12 protein-coding genes are annotated in these 13533 nt (G+C 41.2%); 2 read left to right on the plus strand and 10 right to left on the minus strand.

Annotation, left to right across the window (positions count from 1 at the left end; genetic code table 11):
* Nucleotides 1-59: 59 nt before the first annotated feature.
* From AC04Q1_RS07635 to AC04Q1_RS07680, 10 genes are all read right to left on the minus strand, one after another.
* The gene (locus AC04Q1_RS07635; protein ID WP_478363352.1) at nucleotides 60-2975 is read right to left on the minus strand and encodes a glycoside hydrolase family 2 TIM barrel-domain containing protein; all 2916 of its coding nucleotides are present in this window, start codon (nucleotides 2973-2975) and stop codon (nucleotides 60-62) included.
* A 218-nt stretch (nucleotides 2976-3193) separates the two neighbouring features.
* Nucleotides 3194-6112, minus strand: coding sequence for a glycoside hydrolase family 2 TIM barrel-domain containing protein (locus tag AC04Q1_RS07640; protein ID WP_478363354.1), 2919 nt, complete (start codon nucleotides 6110-6112; stop codon nucleotides 3194-3196).
* 33 nt (nucleotides 6113-6145) lie between these two features.
* The gene (locus AC04Q1_RS07645) at nucleotides 6146-6850 is read right to left on the minus strand and encodes an RraA family protein (RefSeq protein WP_478363356.1); all 705 of its coding nucleotides are present in this window, start codon (nucleotides 6848-6850) and stop codon (nucleotides 6146-6148) included.
* Nucleotides 6851-7388: 538 nt separating this feature from the next.
* Nucleotides 7389-8447, minus strand: a complete 1059-nt coding sequence (locus AC04Q1_RS07650) for an NAD(P)H-dependent flavin oxidoreductase (RefSeq protein ID WP_478363358.1) — start codon at nucleotides 8445-8447, stop codon at nucleotides 7389-7391.
* Between the two features lies 1 nt (nucleotide 8448).
* Nucleotides 8449-8829 (minus strand): nuclear transport factor 2 family protein, encoded by a 381-nt coding sequence (locus AC04Q1_RS07655; RefSeq protein ID WP_478363360.1) that lies wholly within the window; start codon nucleotides 8827-8829, stop codon nucleotides 8449-8451.
* Between the two features lie 74 nt (nucleotides 8830-8903).
* Entirely contained in the window at nucleotides 8904-9650 is a 747-nt protein-coding gene (locus AC04Q1_RS07660; protein WP_478363361.1) for an SDR family NAD(P)-dependent oxidoreductase, read from the minus strand.
* A gap of 2 nt (nucleotides 9651-9652) precedes the next feature.
* Nucleotides 9653-9871, minus strand: a complete 219-nt coding sequence (locus AC04Q1_RS07665) for a tautomerase family protein (protein WP_478363363.1) — start codon at nucleotides 9869-9871, stop codon at nucleotides 9653-9655.
* Nucleotides 9872-9881: 10 nt separating this feature from the next.
* Nucleotides 9882-10418, minus strand: a complete 537-nt coding sequence (locus AC04Q1_RS07670; protein WP_478363365.1) for a YceI family protein — start codon at nucleotides 10416-10418, stop codon at nucleotides 9882-9884.
* Nucleotides 10419-10510: 92 nt separating this feature from the next.
* Nucleotides 10511-11089 (minus strand): Crp/Fnr family transcriptional regulator, encoded by a 579-nt coding sequence (locus tag AC04Q1_RS07675; RefSeq protein ID WP_478363366.1) that lies wholly within the window; start codon nucleotides 11087-11089, stop codon nucleotides 10511-10513.
* Between the two features lie 256 nt (nucleotides 11090-11345).
* Nucleotides 11346-11813, minus strand: coding sequence for an Lrp/AsnC family transcriptional regulator (locus AC04Q1_RS07680; RefSeq protein ID WP_478363367.1), 468 nt, complete (start codon nucleotides 11811-11813; stop codon nucleotides 11346-11348).
* 197 nt (nucleotides 11814-12010) lie between these two features.
* Between AC04Q1_RS07680 and AC04Q1_RS07685 the strand changes: the two genes are divergently transcribed.
* On the plus strand, nucleotides 12011-13057 hold the full coding sequence (locus tag AC04Q1_RS07685) for a PLP-dependent cysteine synthase family protein (protein WP_478363369.1): 1047 nt from the start codon (nucleotides 12011-12013) through the stop codon (nucleotides 13055-13057).
* Nucleotides 13058-13083: 26 nt separating this feature from the next.
* Nucleotides 13084-13533: a protein-disulfide reductase DsbD domain-containing protein gene (locus tag AC04Q1_RS07690; protein WP_478363371.1), complete on the plus strand. Its 450-nt coding sequence runs from the start codon at nucleotides 13084-13086 to the stop codon at nucleotides 13531-13533.

Consider the following 13533-nt stretch of genomic DNA (forward strand, 5'->3'; position numbering starts at 1 on the left):
CTTTTAATTTCTATGGTTGGTGAGCCGCCAGCCTTGGGATTTGTTCAATGAATAATTGTTTACTGCAATCTAAAATTCACTGTTCCCTTTAGTGTTTTTCCTTTAATATTGATCCGTCCGTCGGTAAATGGTGAGCCATAAAATGGTTCCGAACCATTGTTCCAATAATCGGCAACCAATAATTGTATTTTTTCGTCCTGCAGCCAGCTCCGCGAAGCCTGCTTACCATTGGACCGGATGGTGATGCCATTATTTCCATTGCTTAATTGTGACTGGAGTATACGTTGTTTGGTTGATCTAAAATCGTTCGAGCCCATTTCATTGGCATCATCTTTCCACAATTTGGCGGCTGGTTTCCCATATTCTTCTACAGCAGGTAACCATTTGGCATTTAATTTAGCTGTTCCCTGATCACGGGCAATATCGTCAGGTGCATAAAGGGTAAATTCGCCTTTGCGTTTCCAGCTTAGGGTTTCAAAAGTTTTTGGCAGCTGGAAAATCATTCCGTATTGGTAAGGTTTTTCCAAAGTGGTTTTTACTTCATAAGCTACCCGGGTATTGCCATCGGCCAAAAATGTATAGGTTAAATTCCCCTCTCCGTTGGTATAAGTTGCTTTGATATTGAAAGTGACTGAATCAACTGTTTGGCTCACTTTAATATCATTAGCGAAAATGGTGTACATGGGATAATTTTTAATCGGATAGATGTTGTTCTGATAGGTTTCGCCAGCTACATTGGGTTTACCGCCATCTTCACTGTTCATGGGCACCACACTAAACACGGGGCCTTGTTCCAAGACCTTTTCGCCTTTAATTGTTGCGCCAGAGATTACACCTGTAAGTTTATTAATGGTATAGTTTACTGCTCCCTGAACTACAAAATAAGCCATTTCATTTTCGGTAAAGGATAGTGCGACCTTACTGGTGCTGATTTTTTCTTCAACTGGTTTTAAAACAATCAATTCTTCATTTACCACATTACCTGATGGATCTTTGAATGAAATATACACCTCTTTTGTTGTCTCTTTTACAGGCACCCGCAACACGCCTTCGCCATGTGCTTTAATGGCCGATGTTAAGCGGATGGGCGCTCCATCAACCTTTGCATTAATTTCCACCTCGCTCATCGAAATAAAATCGTGACGGTTTTCTATTTCCAGCACCAATTTACCATTTTTTACGCTTGGCTGAAACAGGTTTTTAATCACTACAGGTGCATACGCTTTTTTCATGCCCCAATATTCAGGTTTTAACCTGCGCCAGGCATCAATTGGCCCCCACGGACCATAACCTACGATATTGCCGTCTGGCAAATGAAAGGTATCATCAATACCACTCCAAATGGCGCCGCCTAAATTTCCCTTGTGTACATACATACTATCGTACATTTTCACCAAAGCGGGGCCATAGCTCGCTCTCACACCTGGATCGGTTATTAATTCGCGACGGTTGTAAGTGCTGATATGAGCATATTCTCCAAATAAGGTGGGTCTTTTCATGGTGTCGGTGGCAGCCGGACCATTAATACCCGGATAATGGTAATTGGCAATATCAACTTTGTTGCCTCCGTTGTTAAAACCACCCCAGCATTGATCGTGAAAAGAGATAGGTCGTGTGGGGTCTAACTTTTTAGCTTCGCGGTATACTTTATCCCATAGCGGGCTCCAATAACTTTCGTTACCTAAACTCCAGATAATTACCGATGCATGATTTTTGCCTGCCTGCATTTTTTCGATGTTGGCCGCCAGCATATAAGGATAAAATTTCTCGTCTTTATAATTCCATAACTTCCAGATCGGTGAAGCGCCATGCTGTATCCAGGTTAAGGAACTTTCGTTTTCTACAAACAGACCAATACTATCGGCTATTGCCAAAAAGCGTTCGCTAGGCGGATAATGCGAGGTGCGGATGTAATTACAATTGCCCTGTTTAAATAATTCGGCATCCTTTAATTCCAGATCATCACTAATACTGCGACCCGTTAAAGGATGTACCGAATGGCGGTTTACCCCTCGAAGTTTAATGGGCATTCCGTTTACAAAAACCTGGTTACCCTTAACCTCAACCTGCCTGAAACCAATCTTCTGTTTGCTGGTTTGGATAGCTTTACCATCCATCACCAGGCTTGTTGTTAAGGTATATAGATAGGGTTTATCGGTGTTCCATTTTATGGGATTTTTAACCGGGATATTGGTATTTAACACCGTGGATTTCTGACCAGAAACCGCAGGTACAGGGGCTTTAACCACCGCAATACTTTTACCCCTTGTATCGGTCAAAGTATAAAGTATTTGTCCGGATACTGCCTTTTGACCTTGATTACTGACCAGGGATTTAAGGTTTAAAGTAGCATTGCTGTAACTTTTATCTAAGGTAGTCACAACTGTTAAATCTGCGAGGTTAACTTCAGGTAAAGCAAATAAGGTTACATTGCGTAAAATACCACCAACGGTATGTACCGCATATTGCGAGGTACAGGCCAAAATATCACTGATGGTATTGGCCTGTACTTCTACTTCCAATACATTATTACGATTTTTTATTGCATCGGTAATATCAATTTCGAACGGAACAAAACTCCCTTCATGCTCCGCTACTTTTTTGCCATTAATTTTAACCAGTGCATGTGTGCTTACGCCATCGAAACGCAGTTTGATGCGGTTGCCTTTCCAGGTGTCTGGGATGCTAAATTCGCGGCTATAAATGGCCGTTTCGCCAGCATTAACAGTATAACCCTGCATTACCCACTCACCAGGCACTTTAATATTTCCTTTTTTATTGCCTTGCTTAAATTCCCAATTGCCATTTAACGAAAAAACTGGTTTACTGCTGTTTAGCAAGGAAGTCGGAATTGGCGAAAGTGTACTGGCTATGCCACTATTCTGCGCCAATAACTGTAAAGCAGTACCCGTCAGCAAAGCAAGGGTAAGCCATACTTTGTGTGCTGTTTTGTAACTGTAAATTTTATTTATCATTAAGTTAATCATATCTTATTAGTCATCCTGAGGGTTAATTTATCGTACAGGTGGCATTGATAGCATTTTCAGGTTCTGGAAATGAATGTCGGTATCCTGATGGTCTCCATGAGATTAGCGTTTCTATCGCCTAAAACATTTATCACACATTAAAAATGCGTTACTCTGTTATCTTCGTTACAAACGAGGACAATATCAGATAGGACCATCGATATTTCTTATTTCAATTGTAGTGTGATGTTATCCGTTATCACATCTCCCACTTTTAAGGGCCGGTCCATTTTTTCTGCATGCCCTCTAAAAAACCGTTCAGCGCCCATATTGCTGTAACCCGCTACCAGGGCTTTAATGCCTTGAGTATCTTTCCAGGCCCTAAAATGCTGCTGACCATCAGCGCTTACCTTAAATGAACCGGTACCGTTTGTTAATTTTGCTTGATTGATGTACATTTTTGTCGACCGGAAATCGTTTGTACCCAGTTCATTCCGATCTAAGCTCCAGGGTGTAACAGGCAATTTGGACGGGCCTGCCGGACCAGAAACCGTATTTACAGAAGTGAGCATGGCTTTACCAATCGGTCTGCCGATATGATCGGCCGGATAATAATCCCACTGTGCATTTCTGTTCCAGCTGAGTTCCTGAAAACTGTTTGGCAATCCAAATACCAGTCCCCATTGGCGCGGGTTGACTTCTTTTTTGATGGTGTATTTGTAATCAATTTTTACGTTCCCATCTGTCAAAAAGGTATACCTGGTGGTTCCGCCCGCTTCGCTGTAGGTATCTGTTACCTGAACAGTAAAGCCATTTTTAGCTTTATCCAGTTTAATATCCTTCACGATACGGTTTTTGCAAACATCGGTAAAAGGATCAAATTGCTGGCTTTCACCTGTCATCTGTGTGCCCCTGCCCTCGCCTGTTAAGGGTAATACCATCAGCCTCGCACCGGCATTCCAAATGTTTTTGCCATTATTATTTACCTGTTCTATATCACCACTACTCAGATTAAACTGAACATTTAACTGAGCACTTTTAGCCGTTAAAATATTTCCATTCTGGTGATAAGTCCATGGTTGGGCTGTTACTTTCTGTACCGCGGTTAAATCGGTAACACTTGGCACAACGGAAAATTGGTAAATATCAATCAGTACCCCACGTGGATCGTACACTTTAACCGTCATTTTATCGCTGGGTAATGGTTTTTTATTCACCATCACATGGGTTGTTGTTTTACCATTCCTTTTCAAATCAGCCGTAATTAGCCCACTTTCGTTGGCCAGGCTCCATTCGATTTTGCACTCGTTCAGGTTGCTGAAAAGCAATCTGTTTTCGAGTTCAACAGCTATTTTACCATTACTCCAGTTACCGGTGAGTTTGATTTTTACAGGCGAATAGATTTTTTTCATGTGCCAGTATTCTGGTTTTGGCCGTCTCCAGCCATCAAGTGGCCCCCAGGTACCATAACCCACTGTTTTTCCGTCAGGCAAAAAGAAAGTATCATCTATGCCGGCCCAAATGGCGCCGCCCAAAACGGCATCGGTGTGGTACATGTTTTCCCACATGGCCTCAAAACCAATTCCCCATGCATCACGAACTCCCGGATCGGTAACCAATTCTAAACGGTTATAGGCATTCAGGTGAACATATTCGTCGAAAACAATCGGACGTTTATAGTTTCTATAGGTTTGCGGGCCTGTTGGACCCGGATAATGGTGATTGGTAATTTCGAGATCGCCTTCATCGGCATCAGGACCGTATTGACTAAAGTTACGCAGGCGTGTAGGGTCAAAATGTTTTACCAACTTGGCAGTTTCCTTAAAATATTCTTTGTAATTACCACTCTCATTACCGATAGACCAGGTAATTATTGCCGGGTTAGACCTGAAATAGTTCACCATATCTAAAGTTTGATCGACCATTAAAGTTTGATAAATTTCGGTACCGGCAGGTACATCAGTATTTTCGGCCCAGCAAAAAGGTGCTTCCACTTCCAGGAACATGCCTAAGCGGTTACAGGCATCAATCAGTTCTTCTGCCGGCGGGTAGTGTGAGGTCCGGAAATAATTCACGTTGCCTTCCCGGAACAGTTCTACATCTTTTTCCCACATGTTTTCGCCTACTGAACGGCCACGCAGGGGCATGGTTTCGTGGTGACAGATACCGCGCAGTTTAACCGGCATATTGTTTACAAAAACCCTGTTCCCCCGAACTTCTATTTGTCGGAAACCGATACTTTTGGTGACCACATCTTCCGTTTTGCCATCTTGCAAAATGCTCAGTTTGACCACATATAAATTGGGGTGTTCGGTATCCCATTTAGCGGGTTTTAGCACTTCAAAACTAATATTTTGTTGTAAATATTCAGCCTTGGAGAGGCTTTTATTGATCGTAATTGTTTTCTCACCTACTTTGGTGCTTCCATCTGCTTTAAAAAGTTCGGCCTTTACGCGAAGGTTATTTGCTTTTCCATCCTGTTCATTGGCAATAATAACATCAGTGCTGAGGGTAGCGTTTTCGTAGTTTTTATCTAAAATGGTTTTGATATCGGCATAGGCAAAGTTTACGGGCGCCAGGGCCATTACATATACCTTTCTGGAGATACCGCCCAATGGATGCACCGCATAAGTTGATGCACTTGCCAGTGAATCTGCTTTACTTTCAGATTTTACCTTTACCAATACCTCATTGCTTGCGCCCCATTTTATCACATTGTTAATGTCGATTTCGAAAGGGGTAAAACCACCTAAATGTGAGGCCGTTTTCTTGCCGTTTACCCAAATTTCGGCTTCGCTGTACACCGCATCGAAACGGAGTTTAATGCGTTTGTTCTTCCAGTTTTCGGGAATTTCGAAGCTCTTTCTATACCCTGCATAAACGGAGTTCTTCACTTCAAAACCCTGCATTACCCACTCGCCCGGCACCTGAATGTTTTTATCGGCAGGTAATGCATTGATATCGGCCGAAAACTGCCATGTTCCGTCTAAAGCAATTTTTTCAGGCTGTTTTGAGGCGAATGGAGAGATCCGGTTCAGTTTTAATGGCTGCTGTTCTGCCGTTGTATAGGTAATTTTTTGAATTTGTGCATGTGTGGCACCCGTTAAAAACAGTAAACCAGTAAAAATTCTGCAAAATAGTTTCATTTGTGTGTTTGATTATATTTTTAGAACTTATTATTACATGATACCATATTTATCAAAGGCATCTTTGGCACTCATGCCTTCGAGGATTTTTTTCTGCACCATTTTTTCGCCCCGGGCCTTTTCAAGCGCCCGTGTAATCACCTCCACTTCATGTTGTTTGGGTACGATGCAAACTCCATCCAGATCACCAACCACAATATCGCCCGGATTAACCGAAACGCCCTTAATGGCTATGGGCACCCTAAAATCGATTACCTTACCACGAGGGGCCTGGTCTTGTGCATAGTTGCCATAAGAAAAAGAGGGAAAGTTAAGGTGCAATATGCCCCTGGTATCTCTCGAATAGCCATCCACTACAGCACCTGCGGCACCTAAAATCTGTGCCCTCGTGCTCATCAGTTCACCCCATAAGGCATAATCAGGAGATGAGCCTGTACAAATATACACCTCGTTTTTCTTCAGATCGTCGAGTGCTTCGAGCATTAAGCCAAATGGTTTTTTCAGAATTGGATTACTGCTTTCATATTTGCCGCACTCCAATACATCGGCCTCTAAAACTGTCATGGCCCTGCCGGCAACAAACATATCAGCATGTAAGGGTTGTATTTGTGGAGGCAAAAACTGGTGAAGCAGGCCCATTTTATCCATAATATCTCCTATAACCGCCGTATAAAGTTCTGTTTTTATTTTATCAAAAAGTTCGTCGTCATTTTGCCACTCTATAGCCTTGATTGTCATTTTTTTTCCTTTGGTATTTTGATGCTTGTATCGGATCTATATTAATTAGCCAAAAGTGTACAATTACTAAAGAAAACTCCTAAGCATAGTTATCCACTTTATAAACTTTTTTACCCTGAAAGCAATACCTAAAGCATATTAAACGGCAATTTAATTCATTTAGATCAATAAAAATAAATCTATATCCAAACGTAATATATGATCAGCTTAAATGAGACGAATTAATCAGTCCTTAACCGGGAGTTGATTATTTTTTTTTAAGTCAGGAGTTTGGGCCTGAGGGTTTGGACTTGACAATCAGCAGTTGACAGTTTTCAGTTGGCAGTAGCCAATTAATAGTTAACCCAATTTCAATAATTAACCGATTATCCAAACCAGGTTTGAAGGTCGGAGTGCATTAACCATAACCAACACGAATGAACCACTTTACAGTTGGAAATTTACACTTAACAATATTAACCGATTAACCCAGTTGACAGTTTGCAATTTCCAGTTAACCGATTTAAACAATCAGGCACCCAGACTAATGACCAATAACCTACCCCATCTCTCTAATTAATGCCCCCATTAATTCCTTTGCCGAAGTATATTTTAAATTCACGGCATTCTGCCCCGACCAGAAATTGTACATATCTGATTTGCCCTGTGCAATGGCAGCCGTTCTTAAGGGCCCCATTAAGCGGGTTTGTAATGGAAAAGGCAATACTTCGGTTTCGTAACCAATGGCATTCGATATGCGGTTGCTGATCATTCTGCCCATTCTCCCGGTTAATGATTTGGAGAGTACGGTATTTTTTGCTTCTCCGGAAAAAAGTTTTGCTTTATGCATCGGCGTAGCATTAGACTCGTCGGTAACCATAAAGGCTGTACCGATTTGTACTGCATCTGCGCCTAAAGTTAAAGCGGCGCGTATTCCTTTGGCATCGGCTATACCGCCCGCAGCAATAACCGGTGTTTTTGTTTTCGCTTTTACCTGTTGGATCAACGCAAAAGTACCATTTAAAGACTCGTTTGCGGGTTTAAGGAACGAAGGCCGGTGACCGCCAGCCTCAAATCCTGTGGCCACAATGGCATCAACCTGCGCTTCTTCGAGCGCCAAAGCTTCATCTAGTGTTGTAGCTGCACCAACCGTTTTAATACCCAGTTTTCGTGCCTCTTTTAGTATTTCTTTCGAAGGAATACCGAAAATAAAACTGAATACTGCAGGTTTCAACTCGAAAACAGTTTCGACCTGTTTTAAAAATTTTGAAGGGATATTGCTATCCAGATCGGGCATCGGGATACTCAATTCATCAAAAAACGGTTTAAATAGCGTTTTAATCTCCTCAACTTTTTCTGCCGGGTAATTGGCCAGGCGCTCATCAACATCATTTACCCAAAGGTTAATATTGTAAGGCTTGTTGGTTTTTGTTCTGATGATTTTATCTGTCTCCACTATTTCTTCAGGCGTTAAGGTATATGCGCCTAAACTTCCCAATCCGCCGGCATTTGATACAACAGCTAAGAGTTCGGGTGTTGAAAATCCACCACCCATAGGGCCCAACAAAATGGGGTATTCAATCTTTAACAGTTCAGTTATTTTGGTCCTGTTCCACATCTTAGTAAATTTTTACATTGGTTAACAATTTATTCACGATCACCCAGCCCTGATCAGTTTTACTTAAAGAAAGTAAATCGTAATAATTAAAATCAAAAATAGGCACATGAACTTTGGCAATTGCTATCGAATTGATAATTTCTATCGAAATGATTTCCATCCTTAAGGCTTCATTCTGTTCGTGCGGACTCTTCCGGCTTGCTACTCCTGCAAGGTATTCATCAATGGTTTTAAAATAAGGCACTCCATTTATATCACCAGCTACCACAGCTTTCGGGTGGAATATTTTTTTGAGCAGCGCAGTATCTCCATTAAAAACGCCGTTAAAATAAGACGATAATACGGCTGTTATTGCATTTGCATTTTCGGTGTAGTTTTTCATGATTTTTAATTTTAAGGTATGCTCTGGTGATTTAATCCCTTAGCATACCTGGTTTTTTATTGATTGGTTAAGGTTTAAGCAAAATGATGTCCGGCAACATGACCGCCATCCAGATTGATGATTTCGCCGGTTACAAAATTGCTTTCGGTCAGATATAAGGCCAGTTCGGCAACGTCTTGAGTTTCGCCGATGCGGTTTAATAAGTGTAAACCCGCAAAAGCATCTGCATCACTCACGCCATTTTTCTCCTGCAACGGACTCCTGATAATGCCTGGAGCAATACCGTTTACACGGATATTGTTTTTTCCGAATTCGGCTGCCAATTGTTTGGTTAAGGCATGGATGCCGCCTTTGCTCGAAATTGGCGCTGTTGCCGGGAAACCACCAATGGCATGCTCAACCAATACGGTTCCGATATTGATAATAGCACCGCCATCCTGTTTCAACATCTGAGCAATGGTGGCTTGGGTGGTAAAAAACGTTCCTTTTAAATTGATGCTTAAAAATTTATCCAAATGTGCTTCGTCTACTTCTAAAAATGGTTTGGGTTCAAAAATACCCGCATTGTTTACCAACACATCTACAGCGCCGAAACGTGCAACCGCTGTTTCGACCAATAGTTTACCTGTGCTGGCATTACTGACATCGCCAGCCACCATGGCCAATCGATTGTGCGACCCCAATTCCTGGTAGGCTATGGTTAAATTTTTCTCGTTGGCCGAGTTGATGACTACATTATGGCCTTGTTTTAAAAATAAAGATGCAATGGCGCGGCCGATACCTGTTGATGCGCCTGTTATGATTATGGTTAGTGTTTTCATGGTTATTTGTGATTTGCAGTAATTCCTTTTTCGCGTAATACCGATACCTGCTCGCCAGCATATCCCCAATCATCCAATTCAATTTCCTGAATCACTACATGGGTAAGTTTTGGATCTTTATTTAATACTTCGGTCATCAGCTTGGTGATTCCACTGATTAAGGCCTGTTTTTGTTCGCGTGTAACACCTTCGCGCGTTACTTCTATTTTTACGTATGGCATGACAGTTAAGTTATATGGTTAATGATGCTGTTAATTGTACGTCGAGTTCGAATTCGTTATAGATCAGCGTATCGCCAAGGTTGGTGAAAAAATTACCTGATCTGAATTTCATGTTGTATTTGGTACGGTCGATAAAGATTTTGCCGGAAGCGGTTAACGTATGGCCATCTATCTCCACACCTGCAGCAAAAATTACGGGATGGGTAATGCCTTTAATCGTCAAATCGCCGGTAATTAAAGTATTGTCTTTACTGGTTTCATCGACAGCAGTGATGGTAAATTTGGCTTCTGGAAATTGATCTATGCCGAAAAAATCCTCTGAGAATAAATGTCCGGCGAATTGGGCATTTGTTGCAGGGTCAGTAATATCCAATATGACAATACTGGTGGCATCAATAATAAACTCTCCGTTAATGAGTGTACCATCGTTAAAAGTTAAAGAACCCGATTTAATGTTGATGGTTCCATTATGTGCTCCTGTTACTTTTTTACCAGTCCAGTTGATGCCGCTTTGAGCGCTTACAATTTCAAATTTTGTAGTTTCCATTTCTTTGTTTGCAAATCATTAGTGATTTGACAATACAAAGTAAAGGAGGATATTTAGTTGGCTTAGGTGACTTACATCACATTCTGTAAGCGTTACTTTTGTGCGTTGTAAAGCCGGCTCAGGGTTTCTCTCGAAACACCCAGATAGGCTGCAATTAAATGCTTGGGTACCAGGTTATACAGTTGCGGGTACATGGCCAAAAGCTCTTCGTAACGGGCCTTGGTATCGTTGTTCATGAAAGACAGCAGTCTTTTTTGCGAAGCCAGATAACCTCTGTTTGTCCTCCACCTGAAAAAATGTTCTGCCTGATGGATTTCATTACAGATTTTCTCCCGGTCTTCACTAGAAAGGCATAACACTTCTGCATCGCTGATGCAATCTACACTGATGGTGGCTCGGGTATGGTTGTACAGCGCACCGTAATCAGAGGTCCACCAGGTTGGCATGGCAAACTGTAAAATGTACATTTTGATCTCGTCGTTAATAAAAAAGGCTTTTAAACAGCCCGAGATCACAAAATATTCGTGTTCTACTTTATCGCCCTCACTTATGATGGCCTGTCCTTTTTTGAAAGACTTTAGCTTGAAATGAGAAAATAAATAATCGAATTGCTCATCGGTTAAGGTAGCGGTTTTAGAAATATGTGCTTTTAGTATTTCTTTGGGATCCATAGCGTGAAATAAAGGTAAGGATTATTGGGAATAGTCCGAAGTCGGAAGGCCGGAGTCCCCTGACCGGAGTCGAAGGGCAAACAATCTGTAGTTCAGAGTCAGTTAAGCGATTAACCAGTTGCCAGTCTGCCATTGTCAGTTAACCGATTACCTAATAAATGATCCAATAACCAATCAATCAATGACAAATGACCAATCAGTTTTCAGTTGGCGGTTTACAGTTAACTGATTTCAACAATTAACCGATTAATCCCTGCTACAAGGGATAAGCCGTTTCACTTTTAGGCTCCGATAAAACAAAGTAGCTTTGAACAGTGGTGATATTAGGCAGTGTAGCGAGCTTATTCCGGAGAAATTCATGATAGGCATCCATGTCTTTCGTGGCAATGCGGAGAATAAAATCATGTGCACCCGTCATCTGCAAACATTCCATTACCTCTCCAAATTTGGAAACTTCTGTTTCGAACTCGATTAAAGTTTTAGCGGTATGTTCTTTCAACAATACATGAGAAAAAGCGATCAGGTTTCTGTTGATTTTCTTGCGATCGAGTATGGCCACAATTCTTTTAATATAGCCCTGCTCTTTTAATCTTCTGATCCTTTCGTGGATGGTAGCGATTGATTTATGCAGCTTCAATGATACTTCTTTATTGGTTAAAGCGGCATCATGTTGCAATAATTTTAAGATTTCTACATCAACCTGGTCTAAATCGCCGTGTATCATGTTGTTAATAAATTGAAAAAAAATATAAAGACCGTTAAAAAAACAATCCGAAACTGAAATAAAGATTAAATATCCATCAAAAAAGCAGAAAATTTCTGTAAAAAACAAGATGTATTGACATAAAAAATTATAATATAGAATTTTACCGAAATAAAAATCAATCATTTAGGTTTTGCCAAACGATTTAACAAATAGCCATGACCACATTAACAGCAAATGAAATGACCTCATCCACAGCAGGGAAATTTGAACATTTATCGCTCCTGGTTGGTAATACACCAATGCTCGAACTGCGCTATACTTACCAGGGCAACCTAGGCAAGATTTATGTTAAATGTGAACATTACAACTTAACGGGCAGCATTAAAGACAGGATGGCGCTTTATACCTTAAAAAAAGCCTATGCCGAGGGTCAGATTAAAGCTGGCGACAGGATTGTTGAGGCTACAAGCGGCAACACCGGAATTGCATTTGCAGCCATTGGCAAAGCATTAGGACATCCCGTTACGATTATTATGCCCAATTGGCTGAGTAAAGAGCGCATGGACATTATTAAAAGTTTAGGTGCCGAAATTATACTCGTAAGCAAAGAAGAAGGTGGCTTTATCGGTAGCATTAAGCTTGCAGAGTTTATGGCCGCTAATAATCCAAATATCTTTTTACCTAAACAGTTCGAAAATAAGGCCAATCCCGAAGCACACGAGCACACCACGGGAAAAGAAATCTGGGAGCAATTGCGCCTAAAAAATATTTCGCCTGATGCTTTTGTTGCGGGAGTAGGCACTGGTGGAACCATCATGGGGGTAGGCAATTTCTTAAGAAAACAAAATACCGATATTAAAATACATCCATTAGAGCCCGCAGAATCGCCAACATTAACTACCGGTTATAAAGTGGGCAGCCATCGGATCCAGGGGATTTCTGATGAGTTTATCCCCGAAATTGTGAAACTGAGTGAACTGGATGAAGTGGTACAGGTAAACGATGGCGATGCCATTCTGATGGCGCAAAAACTAGCCGAAAAACTGGGTTTGGCCGTAGGTATATCATCAGGTGCCAACGTAATCGGCGCCATCAAACAACAGCAGAAAATGGGTGTAGAAAATTGTGTAGTGACCATTTTTTCGGATAGCAACAAAAAATACTTAAGTACCGACTTAATGAAAGTAGAACCGCTCAAAGCCGGATACCTCACACCTGAAATCGATTTTATCGATTACCAGGCCTTTAGCAGATTACAATAATCAACATAAACCAATTAAACCACAACATGAAAAAAATCACTTTTTTATTCTGTGCACTATGCCTGATCAAGCTTAGCGCATACAGCCAGATTTTAAAACCGGTAACCTGGAGTTACGCAGCAAAAAGAACAAGCCCAACTACCGCTACTGTGTTTATTAAAGCCACAGTAGATCAGGGCTGGCATTTATACTCGCAATTTGTTAAAGATGGCGGACCGGTTAAAACAACCTTTACCTTTCCGTCATCTGCCGCTTACACCTTAGTTGGTACCACAACCGAACCAAAAGCCATTACGAAATATGAATCTACCTTTAAAATGGATGTCAGCTATTTCGAGAAATCGGTCGTGTTTCAGCAAAAAATCAAGCTGAAAGGCAAAACCGCAGCCGTTAAAGGCAGCGTAGAATTTATGGTGTGCGACGATAAACAATGTTTACCACCAGAACAGGTAGATTTTAGTATTCCTGTAAAATAA

The organism is Pedobacter humicola (assembly GCF_056490705.1).